Origin of the sequence: Thiohalophilus sp., from assembly GCF_046483665.1 — a bacterium.
Classification (GTDB): Bacteria; Pseudomonadota; Gammaproteobacteria; order UBA6429; family Thiohalophilaceae; genus Thiohalophilus.
This window is the reverse complement of the sequence record NZ_JAWOCR010000054.1, coordinates 47,110-67,514: the sequence shown is the minus strand read 5'-3', so window position 1 is coordinate 67,514 and position 20,405 is coordinate 47,110. Positions and strand designations below refer to the sequence as shown.

21 protein-coding genes are annotated in these 20,405 nt (G+C 55.8%); 5 read left to right on the top strand and 16 right to left on the bottom strand.

Features of this window, described 5'->3' with window-relative positions; all coding sequences use genetic code 11:
* The first annotated feature begins 231 nt into the window (after positions 1 to 231).
* Positions 232 to 696 (top strand): bacterioferritin, encoded by a 465-nt coding sequence (gene bfr / locus R6U90_RS11660; RefSeq protein WP_410352863.1) that lies wholly within the window; start codon positions 232 to 234, stop codon positions 694 to 696.
* A 334-nt stretch (positions 697 to 1,030) separates the two neighbouring features.
* Here bfr and R6U90_RS11655 read toward each other — a convergent pair whose 3' ends face one another.
* Positions 1,031 to 1,702, bottom strand: coding sequence for a hypothetical protein (locus R6U90_RS11655; protein WP_410352862.1), 672 nt, complete (start codon positions 1,700 to 1,702; stop codon positions 1,031 to 1,033).
* 144 nt (positions 1,703 to 1,846) lie between these two features.
* Between R6U90_RS11655 and lexA the strand changes: the two genes are divergently transcribed.
* Both lexA and R6U90_RS11645 read left to right on the top strand, forming a co-directional pair.
* Positions 1,847 to 2,446, top strand: a complete 600-nt coding sequence (gene lexA / locus R6U90_RS11650) for a transcriptional repressor LexA (protein WP_322567387.1) — start codon at positions 1,847 to 1,849, stop codon at positions 2,444 to 2,446.
* A 15-nt stretch (positions 2,447 to 2,461) separates the two neighbouring features.
* On the top strand, positions 2,462 to 3,727 hold the full coding sequence (locus R6U90_RS11645) for a DNA polymerase IV (protein ID WP_410352861.1): 1,266 nt from the start codon (positions 2,462 to 2,464) through the stop codon (positions 3,725 to 3,727).
* Between the two features lie 294 nt (positions 3,728 to 4,021).
* On the opposite strand, the gene R6U90_RS11640 is transcribed toward R6U90_RS11645, so the two are convergent.
* The 3 genes from R6U90_RS11640 to R6U90_RS11630 are packed head-to-tail and all read right to left on the bottom strand — an operon-like array spanning position 4,022 to position 7,935.
* The gene (locus R6U90_RS11640; RefSeq protein ID WP_410352860.1) at positions 4,022 to 6,004 is read right to left on the bottom strand and encodes a transglutaminaseTgpA domain-containing protein; all 1,983 of its coding nucleotides are present in this window, start codon (positions 6,002 to 6,004) and stop codon (positions 4,022 to 4,024) included.
* Position 6,005: 1 nt separating this feature from the next.
* Positions 6,006 to 6,980 carry a DUF58 domain-containing protein gene (locus R6U90_RS11635; RefSeq protein WP_410352859.1) on the bottom strand — a complete coding sequence of 325 codons (975 nt, stop codon included), beginning with the start codon at positions 6,978 to 6,980 and terminating at the stop codon, positions 6,006 to 6,008.
* A gap of 19 nt (positions 6,981 to 6,999) precedes the next feature.
* Positions 7,000 to 7,935, bottom strand: coding sequence for an AAA family ATPase (locus R6U90_RS11630; protein ID WP_410352858.1), 936 nt, complete (start codon positions 7,933 to 7,935; stop codon positions 7,000 to 7,002).
* 94 nt (positions 7,936 to 8,029) lie between these two features.
* On the opposite strand from R6U90_RS11630, the gene R6U90_RS11625 reads away from it, so the two are divergent.
* Positions 8,030 to 9,082 carry an aminopeptidase gene (locus R6U90_RS11625; RefSeq protein WP_410352857.1) on the top strand — a complete coding sequence of 351 codons (1,053 nt, stop codon included), beginning with the start codon at positions 8,030 to 8,032 and terminating at the stop codon, positions 9,080 to 9,082.
* A gap of 23 nt (positions 9,083 to 9,105) precedes the next feature.
* Here the strand turns inward: R6U90_RS11625 and R6U90_RS11620 are convergent, their stop codons facing one another.
* The 12 genes from R6U90_RS11620 to R6U90_RS11565 form a co-directional block, all read right to left on the bottom strand.
* Positions 9,106 to 9,378: a hypothetical protein gene (locus R6U90_RS11620; protein WP_410352856.1), complete on the bottom strand. Its 273-nt coding sequence runs from the start codon at positions 9,376 to 9,378 to the stop codon at positions 9,106 to 9,108.
* Between the two features lie 623 nt (positions 9,379 to 10,001).
* Positions 10,002 to 11,330, bottom strand: coding sequence for a 6-phosphofructokinase (locus tag R6U90_RS11615; RefSeq protein ID WP_410352855.1), 1,329 nt, complete (start codon positions 11,328 to 11,330; stop codon positions 10,002 to 10,004).
* Positions 11,331 to 11,421: 91 nt separating this feature from the next.
* Positions 11,422 to 11,628, bottom strand: coding sequence for a hypothetical protein (locus tag R6U90_RS11610; RefSeq protein WP_410352854.1), 207 nt, complete (start codon positions 11,626 to 11,628; stop codon positions 11,422 to 11,424).
* A 130-nt stretch (positions 11,629 to 11,758) separates the two neighbouring features.
* Positions 11,759 to 12,397: an SCP2 domain-containing protein gene (locus R6U90_RS11605; RefSeq protein WP_410352853.1), complete on the bottom strand. Its 639-nt coding sequence runs from the start codon at positions 12,395 to 12,397 to the stop codon at positions 11,759 to 11,761.
* Positions 12,394 to 12,897 (bottom strand): RDD family protein, encoded by a 504-nt coding sequence (locus R6U90_RS11600; RefSeq protein WP_410352852.1) that lies wholly within the window; start codon positions 12,895 to 12,897, stop codon positions 12,394 to 12,396. Before R6U90_RS11600 ends, R6U90_RS11605 begins: the two co-directional genes overlap by 4 nt.
* Positions 12,894 to 13,637 (bottom strand): bifunctional demethylmenaquinone methyltransferase/2-methoxy-6-polyprenyl-1,4-benzoquinol methylase UbiE, encoded by a 744-nt coding sequence (ubiE, locus tag R6U90_RS11595; protein ID WP_410352851.1) that lies wholly within the window; start codon positions 13,635 to 13,637, stop codon positions 12,894 to 12,896. The genes R6U90_RS11600 and ubiE overlap by 4 nt, the downstream gene beginning before the upstream one ends.
* 138 nt (positions 13,638 to 13,775) lie before the next feature.
* Positions 13,776 to 14,159: a gamma-butyrobetaine hydroxylase-like domain-containing protein gene (locus R6U90_RS11590; RefSeq protein WP_410352850.1), complete on the bottom strand. Its 384-nt coding sequence runs from the start codon at positions 14,157 to 14,159 to the stop codon at positions 13,776 to 13,778.
* Between the two features lie 46 nt (positions 14,160 to 14,205).
* Positions 14,206 to 15,558, bottom strand: coding sequence for an ATP-dependent protease ATPase subunit HslU (hslU, locus tag R6U90_RS11585; protein ID WP_410352849.1), 1,353 nt, complete (start codon positions 15,556 to 15,558; stop codon positions 14,206 to 14,208).
* Between the two features lie 22 nt (positions 15,559 to 15,580).
* Positions 15,581 to 16,120, bottom strand: a complete 540-nt coding sequence (gene hslV, locus R6U90_RS11580) for an ATP-dependent protease subunit HslV (RefSeq protein ID WP_410352848.1) — start codon at positions 16,118 to 16,120, stop codon at positions 15,581 to 15,583.
* A gap of 67 nt (positions 16,121 to 16,187) precedes the next feature.
* A complete protein-coding gene (locus R6U90_RS11575; RefSeq protein ID WP_410352847.1) occupies positions 16,188 to 17,144 on the bottom strand; it encodes a bile acid:sodium symporter family protein in 957 nt (318 codons plus the stop codon).
* A 585-nt stretch (positions 17,145 to 17,729) separates the two neighbouring features.
* Positions 17,730 to 18,455 (bottom strand): FkbM family methyltransferase, encoded by a 726-nt coding sequence (locus tag R6U90_RS11570; RefSeq protein WP_410352846.1) that lies wholly within the window; start codon positions 18,453 to 18,455, stop codon positions 17,730 to 17,732.
* Between the two features lie 77 nt (positions 18,456 to 18,532).
* Entirely contained in the window at positions 18,533 to 19,228 is a 696-nt protein-coding gene (locus R6U90_RS11565) for a phospholipid-binding protein MlaC (RefSeq protein WP_410352845.1), read from the bottom strand.
* Positions 19,229 to 19,423: 195 nt separating this feature from the next.
* Between R6U90_RS11565 and hemB the strand changes: the two genes are divergently transcribed.
* Positions 19,424 to 20,395, top strand: a complete 972-nt coding sequence (hemB, locus tag R6U90_RS11560) for a porphobilinogen synthase (protein WP_410352866.1) — start codon at positions 19,424 to 19,426, stop codon at positions 20,393 to 20,395.
* Positions 20,396 to 20,405 lie beyond the last annotated feature (10 nt).

Here is a 20,405-nt window from a genome sequence, read left to right as displayed (position 1 = left end):
CGCCGGGATCTCGGCGTGGCCAGCAACTGCGGCTGTTGCGCCAAATGCGCCCGCCAGCTTATCCGCCAGACCAGGCAAGAGATTGCCAGTCTCGACGAGGCCTGCCAGGTAGCCTGATCACCCCCACAATATGCGGGGTTGCAAACCGTCCCCCCCGCCCCTTACTTTTTTCTACTTCGTGCCCCGGGCGGGGCCATACAATAACCCAACGAGACAAGAGGCCGGACCCTTATGCAAGGCGACAACAAAATCATCGAGTATCTGAACAAAGCCCTGAAAAACGAACTGACCGCAATCAACCAGTACTTTCTGCATGCCCGTATGTATAAAAACTGGGGGCTGGAGAAACTCAACGACAAGGAATATGCCGAGTCGATCGACGAGATGAAACACGCCGATCAGCTCATCGAGCGGATTCTGTTTTTAGAGGGGCTGCCCAACCTGCAGGATATCGGCAAGCTGCACATCGGCGAGAACGTCACCGAAATGCTCAAGAGCGATCTGGCCATCGAACAGGATGCCGTGCCGCTGCTGCGCGAGGCCATTGCCTATTGTGAATCCAAACAGGATTACGTCAGCCGCGAACTGTTCGAATCAATTCTGGCCAGCGAAGAAGAGCACATTGACTGGCTGGAAACCCAGCTGGAACTGATCGATAAGGTCGGTTTGCAAAACTACCTTCAATCCCAAATGTAGCGAACAGAGTCTGGCCCCTGCACCCAGGAACGCCGGGGAACCATCCACCTCGGGCCTGGCTGCGCTTCTCCTGCGTCAGTTGTTCCACCCTGCAGGTTCACAAGGCGGCAACCGCGCTTCCTTGCTGACCAACGCTGTCATTTTGAGCGCGACAGGACCTGCGTCAACTACGACATAGCCGGGGCTCACCGCTATCTGACTATCGTTAGCGGACAGCGAACCCTGTTCAGATAAACAGAATTATTTTTGCATGACCGGTATATCGACAACCCCGCCACTGTTGGGACCTATGGATGATGCCCGGTATTCAATCAGGGGGCGGGATTAAAGCGCGTCATTCATGGCTTTTTATGGCCTTGTTGATATCCGGGACGGCCTTGAGGCGGTATAACAGCAGCACACACACCGCGTAAAAACCGATCGCGCTCCAGTCCACTATGTCCCTGTTGCCTGCCGGTTCAAACAGCAACAGGATCATTACAGCGATGGCATAAACCAGCAAGAAACCGCCATGGATGGTTTTGTTACGCATCTGTCCCCGCGCCAGGACATACCAGATCAATACCGCCAGATGCCACAACGCCATAAAAGCGAACAGGTAGAACATCACGTTTGCACCCAGGGTGACGTCGTTGGTGCCGCCGCTGTCCCCCGCCGAAGTAAGATGACCGATTAACAAAATCGCATACAACCAGGCCACCAGAGTGACCTGGGCCAGATCGCACAGGAACATTAAAATAATCCGCCACGCCCCCAGGCTGGCCAGCGTGGAGGCATTATCCGGGGCACAGAAATAGGCCGAATAGGCGATGAACTTGTAGGCAGTGAAGATGATCACCAGCAGGGTCAGCGCGATGCGTTTCCAGAACTCCGGGTTGTACAGGGTGCCGGGGTAATCGGTCAGAAACTGGACATACTCGACGGAAACCACCAGCAGGCCCAGGGCGATTACCGCCAGGATCAGATCGCTGATTTTCTCGGAGAGCTTGTTGTAAAACGGATTCATCACGCTTCTCTTTGTGTGGTGACCGGCCGGCCGGGCGCTATTTTACCCATTTTTCATAAACTTAAGGAGCCAAAAATTTTTTTCGCTGGCGGGCTTGATCGTTCTCCAAAAGTTCTCTACAGTTAGAGAACGTTAGGAGAACATATGCTCACTCAACTCGAACAGCGCATACTTGATTTCATTCGGGATTATATCGGTGACCATGAGCACGCACCGACCCTGAGCGAGATCGGCCAATCCCTGGAGATCAGCTCCAAGGGGACGGTTCACCGGTATGTGCAGTCGCTGATCGAGAAGGGCGAGCTGGAGCATGTTCAACGTGGATGGCGCGGCATTCGACTTGCCAGTCCCACTCCCACTCGATCCACAACCCTCCCGCTGGTGGGCCGGATTGCCGCAGGCCACCCTATCGAGGCCATTCCTGGCCAGGAAGAACTGAATCTCAGTGACATGTTTGTGGGGCGCGATCGCTACGCTCTGCAGGTGAAAGGCGACTCCATGATCGGGGTCGGCATTCTCGACGGCGATCTGGTGATCATCGAACCCCGGGATCGCGCCGAATACGGCGATATCGTGGTCGCCCTGATCGACGAAGAAGAAGCCACACTTAAACGGTACAAACGCTATGCCGACGGCCGCGTGGAACTGAGTCCGGAAAACCCGGATTTACAACCCATGGTCTTTGATCCGCGCCGGGTCCGTATCCAGGGCATCCTGGTCGGCCAGCTGCGCACTTACCAATAAGTGCCCCGGTGGATCATGCCGGATCGATCCTCTTCCCCTTCTGCCACCGCGCCCGCCTTTAAAACCTGGCCACGCGCCATATTGCTGATGGACATGAACGCCTTTTTCGCCTCGGTGGAACAACGGGATCGACCCGAACTTCGCCATCGACCGGTAGCCATCACCAACGGCCAGCAGGGAACCTGCATTATCACCTGCTCTTATGAAGCACGTCGTCAGGGCGTACACACTGGCATGCGCCTCAAAGAGGCGCGCCAGTTATGCGCCGATCTGATTCAGGTTCCGGCCCGACCGCAACGCTATGCCGCCGTCTCTACAACGATCATGGCTGCCTTGCATGAAAATGTGAGTCCCGACATGGAAATCTTTTCCGTTGATGAGGCCTTTCTTGATATCAGCCGTTGTCAGAACCTGCTGGGTCATCCGGCCGATATTGCGCAGCACGCCAAGCAGGTGGTGTTCGAGGCTTCCAGCCTGCGCTGTTCCGTCGGGGTCAGCGGTGACAAGACCACGGCCAAGTATGCCGCTAAACTCAACAAACCCGATGGCCTGACCGTGATTGCTCCGGATGAGGCCAGACAGACGCTGGCCGATGTCCCCGTCACCGAACTGTGTGGCATCAGTCGCGGCATTGGCGAGTTTCTGGCCGCCCGTGGCGTACATGTCTGCAGCGATATGGCCCGCTTGCCCATCGGGGTGCTGGCGCAACGCTTCGGCAATCCCGGGCGGCGTATCTGGTACATGGCCCAGGGCGAGGATCCCGATCCCGTGCATGTCAATGTGGCCCCGCCCAAAACCATTGGCCATGGCAAGGTGGTTCCCCCCGACACGCGTCAGCGAGAAATATTGTTGACCTTTTTATTGCACATGAGCGAGAAAGTCGGCGAACGACTACGTCGCCATAACATGCAGGCCCGGGAGTTCTTCATCGGCGTGCGTTGTCGTCAGGGCTGGCTGGGCGAGCGCTGTCAGGCACGCCTGCCGACGGATGATGGTCGAATCATCTATCAGCTTTGTCAGCAGGTCCTGCGCCATGTCTGGCAGGGGGAAGGCATTCATCAGGTCCAGGTCACGGCACTCGATCCGCATAGCGGCGATCAACAACTGCAACTGTTCGAGCCCACCCCTGTCCAGCAACGCGCCAGTAATGAAGTGATGGATGCAATCAATCAGCGCTACGGCGAGTTTACCCTGGCTCCGGCCCGGCTGCTGGGTCGCTCCGAAATGCCCAATGTGATCTCACCGGCCTGGCGGCCGTTCGGTCACCGCAAGACCATCTGAACCGCTTGCCGGTCGAGAACCCGGCTATATTAGCCGCTTGCAAAGACACAGAGCGCGCCGAGTATGAGCCTTATCAAATTTCTTTGCGCCGTGGCGGCTCTGCGACAGGCAGGCTTTTCCTGCTACCGCCAGAATCAGAACAGGTATCAACATCGAACACATCGACTGGCATGGAAAAACAGAGCATTGAATTACCGGAAGTTTCTGAGAGCGCGTGGTACTCACTTTTTAACAAGGTATAGCGCACCGAAATAGACTGGCCGTGTCTCACTGCCAAAGGTGGTTTGCCCGCGTTTAATCAGGACGGAACTGGCGCACTGCCCGGGCCAACCATTTGAGATGCCGGCGTTGCGTTTGCGTATCGAGATCTGCATAGCGCAATAACAGGTACGTTTGTGTGATTTGTCGAATCCGCTGGCTCCTTGCCGGTTGTTCGCGGACGGCACGCTCACTGAAGGCCCCGGGGGTTTCGGCCGGCAACTTGTTCATGCCCCGCCGCGCCAGCCTGCGCAGAAAGCGCCGGTAAAGCCGGTTGACCTGTCTCTCGGCATCGCGGTCAGTTCGAAATACCAGCGCGGCGATGACCAGCAAGGCCAGTGACACCATGACCATTAACAGGAATACCAGCTTGCCCCAGTTAATGTCGTCCAGTCCCAGCGCCCTGAGCAACGCATTCTGTCGATTCTGGTTATAACCGACCACCCACTGCTGCCAGCGGTTATTGACCGCATCCCAGGCAAAACCGGCCCGGCGGAGGGAATGTTTCCACCAGGGGCGTTCTGCATCCAGCCGGCTGCGCACCTCCGGTTCTCGCTGGGCCAGATCGGCGCTCAACTCCACCCGCGACGGCGGAATAACCCCCGTGGGATCGACCCGCACCCAGCCGCGCCCGCGCAACCACACCTCGCTCCAGGCGTGGGCATCGGACTGACGCACGATCATGTAATCGGCCAGCGGGTTCATTTCACCACCGTAATAACCGGTGACTACGCGGGCAGGAATACCGGCCTGGCGCATCATCACGGTAAACGCCGAGGCGTAATGCTCGCAAAACCCACGTTGTGTCTCGAACATAAATTCGTCAACCGGATCGTCGAACAGCAAAGGGGGCTCCCGGGTGTAATAAAACGGCTGCTCGGCAAAATAATTGAGTACCTTCTGGATCATTTGCGCAGAGGAGGTCGTTTCTGCGGCCAGCTCTTTTACCAGCTCGCGAGTCCGGGGGGAGGTGTCCGGCGGCAGCGCGAGATAACGCTCCCGATCCAAAAGGATCCGGGGATCCAGCCGGTAATCCGTGTAGGAACGCACTTCATAGCGAAATACCTCACTAATCCGTCGGCGTGCGAGCAGCTGATATTCACTGTTAAGCTGCGCCTGCTCGGGAATCGAGGCCGGCATCTCCAGGGCAAACAGCCATTGCCGGTTATGCGGCTCCAGGGTGATCTGATATTCCAGCGCCGGACCGTTTGAGTCGAGATCAAATTGTTGTGGCAGGCGAATCTGATGCGGCTCGGTTTTCCATTTTCGGCCATCGTATTGCCACAGAACCGGTCCCCGCCAGTAGCGTTGGGCTGACGATGGCCGGTTCGCCTCAAACTGGACCCGAAAGGCCACCTCGTTGGAATCGGCAAGACGGCTGATTCTTCCTGGTTCCATTTCATCGCTCAGGCCGGTGCGTGAGGTTCCGGCATCTTCCGGTAAACCCCACAGCGGTCCCGGAATACGGGGAAACAGGACGAACAGGATCAGGGCCACCGGTAACGCCTGCACCAGGATTCGAAAAGCATGGCGCAAATCGCCCAGCAAGGGCTCCCGGGCCACTGTTCGAACCGGCTGCTGAAAACTGATCAGGCTGGCAGTCAACAAGGTCACCACCACCAGCGTATAGGCCCCCATTAACAGGGACTGACTGAACAGGAAGGCCGTGACCATGACAAAAAAACCGAGAAACACAACGACCGTGACATCCCGCCAGCCACGCATTTCAAACAGCTTGAGCGCCAGCATCAAAACCAGCAACGCGGTGCCCGCTTCGCGACCCACCAGCGTGCGATAAGTGAGCAGTAGCGCCGCAATCCCAAGCAGGACCAGCAGGATGCGTATAAACCGGTTCGGTAAAGGAACCCGGCCGATATCATACAACAGTCGCCAGACAATCACTCCCAGCACGGCGCTGGACAACCAGATCGGAAAATGCGGCAAATGCGGCAATATCAGCAGCACAATGGCCACTAGCAGCAATGCATTGGGCAACGGCAAACGATTTAACCACGCCATCTCAACCACCAAACAGGGCGAGCGCCTGCAGGCACTGTTGCTGATGGGCGTGGCCCCGACCCGGTTCGATTATCTGATCCGGCAACCACAATCCATATTCCACTCCCTGTTGTTCGGCCTCAATGACCCAGCGGCACAATTGCGAGAGGCGAACTTCAATCTCCCTGCCCTCAAGCATGCGCCAGTCGAGCCACAATCGTTCACTGCGATCGCCGCCGAATTGCTTGGTCAGCAGCCCCTGCTCGCGAGCCAGAGCTTTCCAGTGAATGTGCTTGAGCGAATCCCCGCTGCGATAACCTCTCAAACCGGCAAAATCATCGCTGCCAATACCCTGATCACCCATCAGACTGGCCATATAGCGGGAGGTTTGCGGCAAACGTTTCTCGCCTGAGGGTCTGGGGTAAACCAGATAGTGCAAGTCCGGCACGACGTGACTCCAGGCGCGAAACAGACCCAGGGGAAACGTGCTGGCCAGGGTAAAGCGGTCAACCGGCTGCCAGCCACGTTCAGCGGCGGGCCGATGCAATGCCATCATGCACTGACTTGATGGCGCAATCGCACAGGTGTTCAGTTCCTGCCCCTTATAGACCAGCGCGATCTGTTCGCGCCGATCAGTACCGGAATTATGCAGTATTACCGGGACTATCACTTCGCTGCCGGCAAAAACCGGGGCAATATTCCCCGGGCGCACCTCGAGCCCCAGCAGATTGCGGTAGGTATGCAATATACCCACTATGGCAATGCTGCCCAGCAAGAACGTCAGGAAATAACCCAGGCTGTTGTTATAGTTGATCGCCCCGATCAGGATAATCATCAACGTCACAGCGAAAAACAGTCCCTGGCGGGTTGGCAGAATATAGACATTGCGCCGATCAAGCATCCAGGGAGCCGCACTGGGCGCATCGCCTTTAAAAAAACGCGCCAGATTAAAGCGCTGGATGAAACTCAGGCGTTGTGCGCGACGGACCAGACTCATGCGCGGTTCCATGCATGACTCAGGGGATAGGCACGTCCAGCAACTGCTGCACCAGTCGCTCGACCGCCTGCCCGCTTTCGCCAGTGACCGGTCGCAGCCGATGTGCCACTACGCCGGCCAGCACGGCCTGCAGATCATCGGGCAACACATGATCCCGACCCTCCAGCAGCGCCCAGGCGCGAGCCGCGCGCAGCAGCGCCAGACCGGCACGCGGGGAGAGACCACTGGCAATCTCCGGATGTTCCCGGCTCAGGGTGATTATTGCTTGCAAATAATCGAGTAAATCCTCGCTGACATGAATCCGTGTCACTGCCTCCTGATAGTCGAGCAAGTTCTCAGGACTCAGTACCGGCTGCAGATGTTGCAGCAAATCGCGGCGATCTGCGCCGCCGAGCAGTGCCCGTTCGGCTGCTGCATCGGGATAACCCAGGGCCAGGCGGATCAAAAAGCGATCAAGCTGGGATTCGGGCAGGGCGAAAGTACCGATCTGGTAAGTTGGATTTTGCGTGGCGATCACGAAACAAGGTTCCGGCAAGGATCGGGTTTCACCTTCGATGGTGACCTGTCGCTCTTCCATCGCCTCCAGCAATGCACTCTGGGTTTTGGGTGTGGCGCGATTGACTTCGTCGGCCAGAATCAGCTGGGCGAAGATCGGCCCGGGATGAAACTTGAACTGTCCCGTGCCCTGTTCATACACCGAGACGCCGAGAATATCGGCCGGTAACAAATCGCTGGTGAACTGGATACGATTGTATTGCAGTCCCATTACCGCCGCAATCGCATGGGCCAGTGTGGTCTTGCCCACACCAGGCTGATCCTCGATCAACAAATGGCCGCGAGCCAGCAGACAGGTGACTGCAAGACGTATTGCCCTCGGCTTGCCGACGATGATCTCCCCAAGTCGAGAAATAGCCTGATGCAGAGGGCGTATATCGGGTTTGACCGGACTGTCCATAATCACTCGGGAAAAAGTCTGTAGAATCTGACACACTATTATATAGTAGGTTCAACCGGCATATCAGCATCACACGCGCAAAATTTACCGAATTATGACCTTTCACCTGTATAAATCCCTGTTACTCTGCGTGTTCCTCACCACGCTTTCGGGCTGCAGTACGGTCTCGTATTACCTGCAGGCAGTTAACGGCCATGCTGCAATTCTTAACCAGGCGCGGCCGGTAAGCGAGGTCATCAGTAACCCCGATACCGGGACCGAACTGCGCGCTGCCTTGCTAGATATACAGAATGCCCGTCAGTTTGCCGTCGAGGCATTACAATTGCCTGATAACGACAGCTATCGCTATTACGCCGATATTGATCGGGAATATGCCGTATGGAACATCATCGCGACACCCCCATTGTCGATCGAACCTCACCAGTGGTGTTTTCTGTTTGCCGGGTGTTTGAACTATCGCGGTTATTTCAGTGAACAACAGGCCAACGAATATGCCGCCGGACTGGAAAAGGAAGGTTATGATACCTATGTTGCCGGCGCGCGCGCCTACTCCACGCTGGGCTGGTTCGAGGATCCCCTGCTCAACACCATGCTGTTACGTAACGAAGCCCGACGGGTTGGCATTGTATTTCACGAACTGGCGCACCAGAAATTCTATTTTGCCGATGATCCGTCCTTTAACGAAAGCTTTGCCGTATTCATCGAGCAGGAGGGGGTCAAACGCTGGTTCGCTGCCCGCGGGCGTAACCAGGCTTATACCCATTATCGCCAGACCCTTGAACGCCGTCGCCAGTTTCACAATCTGTTACTGACCACCCGGCAGCGGCTGAAACGCCTTTATGCAAGCGATCTCAACGATATGCTCAAACAGGCACGAAAACGTCATCACTTCGCGCAACTCAAACAGGATTATCAAATCCTTAAGCAGCAGTGGGCGGGTTATGGCGGTTACGATAACTGGATGCAACAACGGCTCAACAATGCCCACCTGGCCCTGATCGCCACGTACCGGGAACAGGTTGCCGGGTTCGAGCAGCTGCTTGATTCACTCGACGGTGATCTGACCGACTTCTATAAAGCGATAGAAAAGCTCGCCGGACTCACCCCCGAACAACGCAAAAAAATTCTGCTCAACAATGTCGAGTAAAAACACTGGCGCACTCGACACTCTCAGGTCAGTTGGTCTGAACTGCTAATCAAATCCTGCACAGGCTTGCTGCCTGGTATTACGCCGCCGCGGGGGTCCATCTGACTTTGCATGGCCTCAACCGCATTTTGAAGTAGCTTGAGTTTTTTCGCCAGCTTGTAGGCGGTGGGAAAGTCCTGACCGGGCACATTCTGCTTCAGGCGTAACGCGGCCTCGTGTGAAAGATGCAGCAATTGAGTGAGGTCGCGCAGAGCCTCAATCGTGTTTTCCAGTGATTTATCATCGTCCCGGACCATCTCCCTCACTCCTGTATAAACGGTTACGCTGAACCGGCGATCAAATCGGCGGCTTTCGGGGTGAAAGACGACAAACGTTAAATATCAGCCTCTTCGTGCTCCTCTAAAGCATAGCAAAAAATGTGAGCCTAATCACACTAATTATATGAGTGTATCGGTTTATCAGGCACCGATGCAGCCTTGGTATTTACAGGGTGACTCTTGCGCTACCGGGAGCGGAGTATAACCAGCTGGCCCATACCGGTGCGGCAGATAAACCCTGGCTTGCCTGTCTATGATGATGCCAGACGGCACGCCTCCAGAAAGACGCGGCGGGTATACGCAGTGCCAGCGGCGCGTTCATCCTGGGCTCTCACCGTTCTTGATAAAACAATGATCGATCAAATCCGGCGCAGCCAGATCATCGTGACAAAAGACTGTGTTTAGCAGCAAGAAAAAGCACCCGGTATCTATTCCATAAACCGGGGCTTGCCGCAACTGTGCGGCGCTTTGAGCAGAACCGTTCACTTTCGCAGATACGCAGGCTCAAATACCGCGATCTCATTGCTTTACCTTTAAAATAAAACAGGGCGGTTTAACCGCCCCAACTGCTTACTGCTTTATGGTTATTTTTGTTGACCGGACTATATCGTAAACTTTTTCAGTTTTTTCGTTACAGCCACGTTCTTGAGCCGGACATATTTGGGCAAGCCGTCCTTGTAGGGCGGATAGTCTTCTCCCTTGATTAACGGTTGCATATAGTCGCGACATTTTTTAGTGATGCCAAAACCGTCAGTGGTAATGAAATTGTTCGGCATCATTTTCTCGACATTGGCCACTTTGGACAGCGGGGCCATACCGACTTTCCACTTGAAGGGCTTGTTGGAGATGCGATCCACCGTGGGCATTACCGCGTTATGCCCCTTGATGGCAAACTGCACGGCCGCCTTGCCCATGGCATAGGCCATGTCCACATCGGTCTTGGAAGCGATATGCCTTGCGGCACGCTGCAGATAATCAGCCACTGCCCAGTGGTTCTTGTGTCCCAGTTCACTGCTGACCATGTCGGCAATGACCGTGGCAGCGCCACCGAGCTGAGCATGGCCGAAGGCATCCTTGCGTCCGGATTCGGCCAGGAACTTACCGTCCGGCCAGCGAACTCCTTCCGACACTACCACGGAACAATAGCCGTGCTTCTTGACCAGGCCGTTGACCTTGGCCAGAAACTTCTTCTGATTGAATTTCACTTCCGGGAACAGAATCACGATCGGAATATTGGTATCTTCACTTGAAGCCAGTCCACCGGCGGCGGCGATCCAGCCGGCATGCCGCCCCATTACCTCAAGGATAAATACCTTGGTCGAGGTTTTGGCCATGGACTGTACGTCAAAGCTGGCTTCACGGGTCGAGACGGCAATGTACTTGGCCACCGAGCCGAAGCCGGGACAATTGTCGGTGATAGGCAAGTCGTTATCTACGGTTTTTGGAACGTGGATGGCCTGCACCGGATAACCCATTTTTTCCGACAACATGGAAACCTTGTGACAGGTATCCGCCGAATCGCCGCCACCGTTATAAAAGAAATAACCGATATTATGCGCTTCGAAAACTTCAATCAGTCGTTCATATTCGCGGCGATTGGCTTCCAGGCTCTTGAGCTTGTAGCGACAGGATCCGAAAGCGCCGGACGGCGTATGGCGCAATGCCTTGATGGCTGCGGCGGACTCCTTGCTGGTATCGATCAGGTCCTCGGTCAGCGCCCCGATAATCCCGTTGCGCCCGGCATAGACCTTACCAATTTTGTTCTTGTTGTTGCGCGCAGTTTCGATCACTCCCGCCGCACTGGCATTGATCACGGCGGTCACCCCGCCGGATTGGGCGTAAAAGGCATTTTTCGGTGCTTCTTTTTTTACTCGCCCTGCCGCAGCTTTTTTCTTTGCGACCTTCTTTTTGGCTTTTTTCTTGGTAGCCATATCTATTCCCCTTTATCAACTGAATATGGTGGTACGGTTTTTTATCCTGATCCAAACAACAATGCCTGCTCACGGCAGGCATTGTAGAAAATTACTGGTCGGGTTCATTGACCCTGCTGCTTTGCAGATCAGCATTGGCCGCCATGAAACAGGCGCCGTGACTGGCCCGCTGCGTGGCCGGCCATTGTGTCAGCTCCCATGCAGACGACCCTGGCGACCGTATGCTGGAAACCCTCGCCTGCAAAGCGGCATCACTGGCCCCGCTTGATTCGCCGGCGACATTCAGGATCTGACTCATGGTTCCTGCTCCTTCAAAGCAGTCTGAAAGGCAAAGCATAACCCAATGCATTAAAAAATGCATCGCACTCTATTTTGCGGAGCTCTCGTTCCTGTGCAAGTTAACTTTTATATAGCCGGCAAAGCGGGATTTATGAAGTCTCACCAGCTTGTGGCAACTGCTGTTGCAGCAGAACAACCCGCTGCTGCAAGCGCTCACTGTCATCGCGCAGGAGATCAACCTCACGAACAAACTCCGTTACCACTTCCCGGGTTGCCAGTTGTCGGCTTTCCTGCTGCAGGAACTCCGCCAGATTACGTCCCAGGATGTGTCGTGCCTGCTGACTCCATCCCTGCAAGCTACGAAACAGATCGCCCAGCTTGTGAGCGGCCACATCACCGAGGTAACGGCTCAACTGTTCTTCCCAGTCAATGTCGAGATGATCCAGCAGACGCTTGAAGGCCTGACCGGTTTCCACATCACCACGGATCGTCACCTCCCCGGCAAACAAAACCCGTCGTGCGTCCCCGACGCTCAGTTCGGCCAGTGCCAGCGGGGTTCCGCTGATTACGGTATCCGCCTGATCCGCGTCCCCGCTCATCACCTGGATACCATCGTGCCCGGGCAACAATAACAGTGTCAGACCGGTGCCTTTGAGTACAAGCGCGATCCGCTTGCCCTCGAAGCGCGCCAGTTGCTCAAAGGTCATCGGGTCCAGGCGCAGCGCACGGTTCAGTCCCGTCTCCACCGCTACCTCCAGCAAGACCAGGGTTTCAGCGCCCAGACTCACAGGCTCAGGCGCTCCTGCCATTGCTCGACACTGATGTCGCTATCATCATCGATCACCTGGATCACTACGCTGCCGGCCAGCTTGTCATGCAAGGCCTGCTTGCGTTTATCAATGGCGGCCCAGACAAAACCAAGATAGAAAGGCAAGGCCGAGAGGATATAGCCCAGTGCACGGATGATGGCCTGACGCAGACTCAGGGGTTGATGTGTGTTGGCATCCACTACCCGGCAATCGAGCAGCAATTTGCCGGGGGTGGCCTGCCAGCGCCGCCAGAAAATAATGACCAGCACAAACGGGGAAACATAGGTGATAAGCAGGTCGGCCACGCCATAACTGGCCAGCTCGCTGCTGTTACTCAGCCACCAGTTCAGATAGCCAGGCCCGTAGATCGAGACCAGAAGCGGAAGAATCAGCGCCGTATACAGCACACCGTCAAGCAGTAAAGCCAGAAAGCGTCGCCAGAAGCCGGCATACTGGGTTCTGGCAGCCGCGGCGGTCATAACTTGTAACCGCGATGCAGGGCGACGATACCGCCGCTGAGATTGTAATACTCGCAACGCTCGAAGCCGGCCTCTTGCATCATACCCTTGAGGGTCTCCTGGTCCGGGTGTTTGCGAATTGACTCGGCCAGATAACGATAGCTGTCCGGATCGTTGGCAAACAGCTTGCCCAGCACTGGCAATACCTTGAACGAGTAGACGTCATAGACCGGATTGAGCGGCTTGATTACCGGTCTGGAAAACTCCAGTACCAGCAACGGCTTGCCCGGTTTGAGCACACGCAACATGGAACGTAATGCGGCGTCCTTGTCGGTCACATTACGCAGGCCAAAGGCGATGGTGATGGCATCGAAATGATTATCGGGAAACGGCAAACACTCAGCATTGGCCTGCACATAGCGCAGGTTACCGACGATACCGTCGTTGATCAGCCGATCCCGGCCCATGCGCAGCATGGATTCATTAATATCCGCCAGTGTCACTGAACCCTCGGAACCCACCATGCGGGAAAACTTTTCCGCCAGATCGCCGGTGCCCCCGGCCAGATCCAGCACCTGATCGCCGCGGCGTACACCGCTCATATCCAGCGTATAACGCTTCCAGAGCCGATGGACACCCATCGACATCAGGTCGTTCATCAGATCGTACTTGCCGGCCACCGAATGAAACACCCCCGCAACCTTGCGCACCTTCTCCTCGTACGGGACTTCCTGGTAACCGAAATGGGTGGTCTTTTTCATAGTGCACGCCGTTGTCAGATGAAGTTACCGAGTTTTATTTTTTACCACCAAGACACAAAGACACCAAGAAAATTTTTATTACTTCGTGTCTTGGTGTCCTGGTGGTGAATAACTTACCTCGTCCCTCGTAACTCGTCCCTAGGCCCTGTTTTTGAGGTGTTCGGGTTCGGGCCGTTCCTTGCCGGCTTCCTTGAGCCGGTCCAGGTATTGCTGCCACAATTCATCGTAGTTCTTGCCCAGGTTGTAGAGCGTATCCCACGAATAGATTCCGGTATCGTGGTTGTCGTCGAAGTAGAGCTGAACGGCATAGTGCCCGACCTGCTCGATACGTTCGATGTTAACGTCCTGCTTGCCGATTTGGAGTTTTTCCTGGCCCGGACCATGGCCCTGGACTTCGGCCGACGGCGAATAAACCCGCAGATATTCGGTCGGCAGTTCGAAACGGCTGCCGTCGTCAAAGGCAATTTCCAGAATATGGGAGGCCTTGTGCAGATTGATTTCAGTCGGTTTTACATTGTTCATGCTTGAATAACCTCATGGTTCGGTGCGCCTGTCGCGTAGGAGGCGCCTACAGAATATAACGACTCAGATCCTCATCTTGCGCCAGCTCGGCAAGATTTTCATCCACAAAGTCCGCAGTGATTTTGATCTGTTCGCCGGCCCGCTCCGACGCACTGAAAGAAATTTGCTCCAGCAGTCGCTCGAGCATGGTATGCAGACGTCGTGCGCCGATATTTTCGGTACGTTCGTTGACCTGCCAGGCAATCTCGGCCAGTCGATGAATCCCTTCGTCGGTGAATTCAAGCTGCACATCTTCGGTATACATCAGGGCGCGATACTGCTCGGTCAGTGATGCATCGGGTTCGGTGAGGATGCGGACAAAGTCGTCGGTAGTGAGTGGCTCCAGTTCTACCCGGATCGGTAAGCGACCCTGTAATTCGGGGATCAGATCCGATGGTTTGGACAGATGAAACGCGCCCGAGGCGATAAACAGAATGTGATCCGTGCGCACTACGCCGTACTTGGTGCTGACGCTGGAGCCTTCCACCAGCGGCAACAGGTCCCGCTGAACGCCTTCGCGCGAGACATCGGTACCGGAAGTTTCGCTACGCCTGGCGATTTTGTCCATCTCGTCCAGAAAGACGATACCGTGCTGTTCGACGTTTTCCACCGCCTTGATTTTGACTTCTTCCTCATTAACCAGCTTCTCCGCTTCCTCGTCGGTCAGGGTTTTGAGGGCCTGGCGGATCGTCATCTTGCGGGTTCTGGTGCGCTGGCCCGAGAGATTCTGGAACATGCCCTGTAGCTGGTTGGTCATTTCCTCCATGCCGGGCGGGGCCATGATCTCGACGCCCATCGGTGAGTCGCTGACCTCGACTTCGATTTCCTTGTCATCCAGTTCACCCTCACGCAACTTCTTGCGGAATTTTTGCCGGGTGGTATTTTCCTGCTCGCTGCTTTTTTCAGCGGGTTCTTCGGCGCTGAACTCAAAGCTGCTACCCCGTGCCGGCGGCAGCAGGATATCCAGGACCCGTTCTTCGGCAGCATCGGACGCCCGGTGGCGGACCTTGTCCATCGCCTGCTCGCGAGTAATCTTGATAGAAACCTCGACCAGATCGCGGATGATCGATTCCACATCCCGCCCGACATAGCCGACTTCGGTGAACTTGGTCGCCTCCACCTTGATGAACGGGGCATTGGCCAGCCGTGCCAGGCGCCGGGCGATCTCGGTCTTGCCGACCCCGGTGGGGCCGATCATCAGAATGTTCTTGGGTGTGATCTCGTTGCGCAGATCAACATCCACACAACTGCGTCGCCAGCGGTTACGTAAAGCGATAGCCACCGCCCGCTTGGCAGCGGACTGGCCGATGATGTGTTTGTCCAGTTCCTGGACAATCTCACGGGGCGTCATTTGGGACATGGGAGGCCTTAACAGTCGGGGGTCAATGTTCGAGTTCTTCGATAACCAGGTTATGATTGGTATAGATGCAGGTGTCGGCGGCAATATTCAAGGCTTTCTCGGTAATGGCGCGAGCATCCAGTTCGCTGTTTTCCAGCAGTGCCCGGGCCGCGGCCTGGGCATAGGGTCCGCCTGAGCCGATTGCCACCAGATTGTGTTCCGGTTCGATCACATCGCCGTTGCCGGAGATGACCAGCATCGCCTCCTTGTCGGCCACGGTCAACAGGGCTTCCAGCCGGCGCAGGGTGCGGTCGGTGCGCCAGTCCTTGGCCATTTCCACGGCGGAGCGCAGCAGATTCCCGGAATGCTTTTCCAGTTTGCCCTCAAAATACTCAAACAGGGTAAAGGCATCGGCCGTGCCACCGGCGAAACCGGCCAGCACCTTGTTATGATAGAGGCGACGCACCTTGCGGGCGTTACCCTTCATGACCGTATCGCCAAAGCTGACCTGACCGTCGGCGCCCAGTACCACCTTGTTATCGCGTCGCACACAAAGCACTGTCGTGCCGTCAAACTGTTTCACCGCGGGCTCCTGCTGCTATTCGGACCGGGCATTGTACACCAGCGACGCAGACAAAAAACCCTGCGGCTCAGGCAGGGGTTTCGCACGCAAGCCTCACGGCCCGTCGCCGGAACCACGCCGTGGCCCCGGCTGCGGTAACGATGCACCAGACCGCGAACAACGCACCGGGCAGCGCAGTTTGCGGCTGGTCGGCGAAATGCGCCAGTGCCAGTACGACCCCCAGTCCGGCATTCTGCATGCCGATCTCGATCGCCAGGGTCAGACGCCGACGACGATCAAAACCGTACAGCCGGGCCAACAACCAGCCCCCGGCATAGCCCATAGCATTGAGCAGGACAACCAGCCCTGACACCGACAGACCGTAATCCTGCATGGCCAGGGCATTGTGGTTGACCGCGTTGGCCATGGCGTAGGCACAGATAATGATAATCGCGATGGCTGCGATCCCCGGCGCCACTTCCCGGGCCGTAGCCAGATGGCGACCCAGATACGGTTGCAGCCACAACCCCAGCCCCACCGGCACTACCACGGTGATCACGATCGTGCGCATCATCGCCGCGAACGGCACGGGAATAAACTGTCCGCCCAGCCACTCCACCAGGGTCGGCGTCAGCAGTGGCGAGAGCAGGGTGGAGACGGTGGTCATGGCAATTGACAGGGCCACCGTGCCGCCGGCCAGATAGACCATGACATTGCTGGCCATCGCTCCCGGCGCGCAGCCGACGATAATAAAGCCCAGCGCCAGGGCCGGCGGCAGATCCGCCAGGGTGACGACCCCGAATGCCAGCAATGGCATCAGCAAGTACTGGGTCATCACGCCCTGGGCAATCTGTAACGGCTGTTTGAGCGTGGCGATCAGCTCCTGGCGATTGAGCGTCATGCCCACGGCGAACATGGTTGCGGCAAACAGCCAGATAAACGCCGGCTTGAAGATTAGAAACAGCGGGGGATGCCACCAGGCCAGCGCTGCTGCCAGCAACGTCAGCGGGGCAAGCGCATTGGCGATGAAACGGAATAGAAACATAGGGTTATTTTACGACAAAACGATAAATGGTCAGCACTGTGATTTATGCTTTGCTGTAAGGCATTTTTTGCGAGTACAGGCTTGCTTAAACAGCTTGTGTTTCTGCCGGACTTGATTATAGAGTTATAGGGTTAAATCGATCGGCCGCGTCGCAGAACATACCTTTATTTTTTTTGTATTTTTTGTAGTTATACCGGGATGATGTGGAAAGTAGCTTTTTATATTTTTTGCATTGATCTTTGAAATGTTCATTGGCTTGTCTACGACAACCTCTGTATTCAATGCTTCCTTTCGAGTGGTTTCTGCAGACTGAAGCAAAGTTGATTTTTGTGCCATTATGCTGCCAGGTGATTTTATATTGTGGACTACCTGGAGCCGCGTAAACAGAAAACGAAAACGTGGCCAACATTAGCAGTAATATTTTTTTCATGCATTGCGCTCCAGGTTGGCAATAAGGCAAAAAAGGCATCAGCTTATTCATTAAGACGGAGCTGCAAGAACCCCGGGGGAAATAATCATCCGGTTTTTAGCGAAAGTTATCGCCAATAAACCGGAGATTTTGTGAAAAATCCGGATTTAACACGGTTAATTTTCCAACAGGAATGACAGTTCACGTCCCGTCTCGGAGATCGCAAAAAGCTGGTAGCCTGTCTCCCGCAGCCGCCGGATTACTGCGGCCGTCTTTTTCGGACCAATACCGGCTATACGATGATGAAACTCAATCAACAGCTGCTGCGGTTTGATTGAATTATCGAGCATGTTATCCAGTACATCATACTCGGCCCCTTCAATGTCGATCTTCATCAGGTCGACATGAGTGTGGCCAAGCTTCGACATCATACTCCCGATCATAAATGCAGGGACATCGACGCCGGAATCGGCGACACCTTCTTCAGCGATCAGCGTATACATCACTTTTGATTTCTTGTTACCCCTGACACGGGGGTATAATGTTATAATATCGTCAGTGTCGCTTACCGCCCAGGGATGGAAATCAAACTTTTCGGGGATATCAGGCTGAGCTGACAGCCAGTCAACCGTCGACGGTGTGGGATCAAAGGCATGAACTGCCAGATCATACTGTTTAATCAGCATCAAATCGAAATCGATGTTCTCCCCTACCCCGAATGAATAGACAACAGATTCGCTATTCAGGTTGTCCGGATGAAACAGCCAACCTCCGCTGTTTAGCCTGTTAACCCGGATTTCGGGTCTGAGCCAGAGCTCTTCACCAACCAGCCGCTTGACTAACAGTTTAGTAAACTTGTATCCGTTAGATTGCTCTATTCGTTTTAAAATAGGTTTTGACATTGTTATCTCTGGACAATGACTGTGCCGCATGAACAGCATCAGGGCTCTTAAACAATTCCTGTTTTGTGTATTCCTGATTAACTATTGGCCCCTGGCGGTTGCTTGACCAACTCGCTATCCCTTTCGGCGAGGCGGGCGATGAGTTTGTCCAGGCCGTTACGACGGATTTCATCGTTAAAGCTGTTACGGTAGGTAGTAATAACACTTACGCCCTCGACGGAGACGTCATACACCTTCCAGCCCTTGCGGGTCAGGTGCATGTTGTAGTTGACCGGAACAGGCTGACCACTGGGCGGATGAACGTGTGAGCGGACGGTGACATCCTCGCTGCCGGCTTGCGCGCGCACCGGCTGAAACCGGATCAGGTTTTCGTCGACCGTGTTGTCGTTCAGATAATCGGCCAATGCGGTGGCGTAGAAGCGCAACAGCATGCCGCGGAAGTGCTTCATGAAGCTGATCTTCTGCTCCTTGCTGGCGCGCCGCCAGTGCTTGCCCAGCACCCAACGCGAGGCCGTGATCATATCGATGTGTGGTAGCAGCAGTTCTTCAACCAGGTCCTCCACCACTTTCGGGTTCTGCCTGATCTCGTCACGGCGCTGGTTGGTCGTCTGGATCATCTCCTGGGCGACCTGTTCAAGCAGCTGCCGGGCCTGATCGGGATCATTATCGGCCGCCACGGCAGGGCGCCCCGCGGCAAGCAGCAACATGACCAGCAAAAAGCCGATCCGGACAGGCAGACGAGACAGGGGGACAGACAAGGGGGACTGGTTCATGATGGTGCGGCTCCCGTTTAAAATGGATATTGGTTACGGTATGCTCGGTAAGGTTATCGGCCCTCACCGGCCGATTCTTCAGCTCTGGCTTATTATATAGGTTTGGATGCCCGAATGGGGCACCGGTTCACTTTTTCACAGGAGAAGCAGGTGGCGCAAATCGAGACCGGACGCGGCCGTTATCCCGGGGTGCGTATGCGCCGTATGCGGCGGGACGATTTCTCCCGTCGGCTGATGCGCGAATCGCAGCTGAGCGTGGATGATCTGATTTATCCCATGTTCGTGCTCGAAGGCAAGGGGCTGCGCGAATCGGTGCCTTCCATGCCCGGCATCGAGCGGCTCAGCATCGATCAGCTGCTGCGTGAAAGTGAACAGCTGCTCGAGCTGGGCATCCCCGCCGTGGCCCTGTTCCCGGTCACCCCCGACGAGGTCAAATCCGATGATGCCCGTGAGGCCTTTAATCCCGAGGGACTGGCCCAGCGGGCGGTGCGTGCGCTCAAGGCCGCCTTCCCGGAACTGGGTGTCATCACCGATGTCGCCCTGGATCCCTTCACCACCCACGGCCAGGACGGCCTGATCGACACCAGCGGTTATGTGATGAATGATGAAACCGTCGAAGTCCTGGTCAGGCAGGCGCTCTCCCACGCCGAAGCCGGCGCCGATGTGGTGGCGCCCTCGGACATGATGGACGGGCGCATCGGCCAGATTCGCACCGCGCTGGAGCAAGCCGGACAAATTCACACCCGGATCCTCGCTTATTCGGCCAAGTATGCCTCCAGTTTTTATGGTCCCTTCCGCGACGCGGTCGGTTCGGCAGCCAATCTAGGTGGCGGTAATAAATACAGTTACCAGATGGATCCGGCCAACAGCGACGAGGCGTTGTGGGAGGTCGGGCTGGATCTGGATGAGGGGGCCGACATGGTGATGATCAAACCCGGGATGCCCTACCTGGATATCGTCCAGAGAGTGAAACAGGAGTTCGGTGCCCCCACCTATGTCTATCAGGTCAGCGGTGAATACGCCATGCTCATGGCCGCGGCGCAAAATGGCTGGCTGGATGAAAAAGCGGTAATCATGGAATCACTGCTGGCCTTCAAACGCGCCGGAGCCGACGGTATTCTCACCTATTTCGCCAAACGAGCCGCCGGCTGGTTGAAACAGGGCTGATTATCCAGCC

Excerpts from the sequence above, each read along its gene's own strand:
- bfr (WP_410352863.1), top strand. The coding sequence starts at position 232 with ATGCAAGGCGACAACAAAATCATCGAGTATCTGAACAAAGCCCTGAAA.
- R6U90_RS11655 (WP_410352862.1), bottom strand. The coding sequence starts at position 1,702 with ATGAATCCGTTTTACAACAAGCTCTCCGAGAAAATCAGCGATCTGATC.
- lexA (WP_322567387.1), top strand. The coding sequence starts at position 1,847 with ATGCTCACTCAACTCGAACAGCGCATACTTGATTTCATTCGGGATTAT.
- R6U90_RS11645 (WP_410352861.1), top strand. The coding sequence starts at position 2,462 with ATGCCGGATCGATCCTCTTCCCCTTCTGCCACCGCGCCCGCCTTTAAA.
- R6U90_RS11640 (WP_410352860.1), bottom strand. The coding sequence starts at position 6,004 with ATGGCGTGGTTAAATCGTTTGCCGTTGCCCAATGCATTGCTGCTAGTG.
- R6U90_RS11635 (WP_410352859.1), bottom strand. The coding sequence starts at position 6,980 with ATGAGTCTGGTCCGTCGCGCACAACGCCTGAGTTTCATCCAGCGCTTT.
- R6U90_RS11630 (WP_410352858.1), bottom strand. The coding sequence starts at position 7,935 with ATGGACAGTCCGGTCAAACCCGATATACGCCCTCTGCATCAGGCTATT.
- R6U90_RS11625 (WP_410352857.1), top strand. The coding sequence starts at position 8,030 with ATGACCTTTCACCTGTATAAATCCCTGTTACTCTGCGTGTTCCTCACC.
- R6U90_RS11620 (WP_410352856.1), bottom strand. The coding sequence starts at position 9,378 with ATGGTCCGGGACGATGATAAATCACTGGAAAACACGATTGAGGCTCTG.
- R6U90_RS11615 (WP_410352855.1), bottom strand. The coding sequence starts at position 11,330 with ATGGCTACCAAGAAAAAAGCCAAAAAGAAGGTCGCAAAGAAAAAAGCT.
- R6U90_RS11610 (WP_410352854.1), bottom strand. The coding sequence starts at position 11,628 with ATGAGTCAGATCCTGAATGTCGCCGGCGAATCAAGCGGGGCCAGTGAT.
- R6U90_RS11600 (WP_410352852.1), bottom strand. The coding sequence starts at position 12,897 with ATGACCGCCGCGGCTGCCAGAACCCAGTATGCCGGCTTCTGGCGACGC.
- ubiE (WP_410352851.1), bottom strand. The coding sequence starts at position 13,637 with ATGAAAAAGACCACCCATTTCGGTTACCAGGAAGTCCCGTACGAGGAG.
- R6U90_RS11590 (WP_410352850.1), bottom strand. The coding sequence starts at position 14,159 with ATGAACAATGTAAAACCGACTGAAATCAATCTGCACAAGGCCTCCCAT.
- hslU (WP_410352849.1), bottom strand. The coding sequence starts at position 15,558 with ATGTCCCAAATGACGCCCCGTGAGATTGTCCAGGAACTGGACAAACAC.
- R6U90_RS11575 (WP_410352847.1), bottom strand. The coding sequence starts at position 17,144 with ATGTTTCTATTCCGTTTCATCGCCAATGCGCTTGCCCCGCTGACGTTG.
- R6U90_RS11570 (WP_410352846.1), bottom strand. The coding sequence starts at position 18,455 with ATGTCAAAACCTATTTTAAAACGAATAGAGCAATCTAACGGATACAAG.
- R6U90_RS11565 (WP_410352845.1), bottom strand. The coding sequence starts at position 19,228 with ATGAACCAGTCCCCCTTGTCTGTCCCCCTGTCTCGTCTGCCTGTCCGG.
- hemB (WP_410352866.1), top strand. The coding sequence starts at position 19,424 with ATGCGCCGTATGCGGCGGGACGATTTCTCCCGTCGGCTGATGCGCGAA.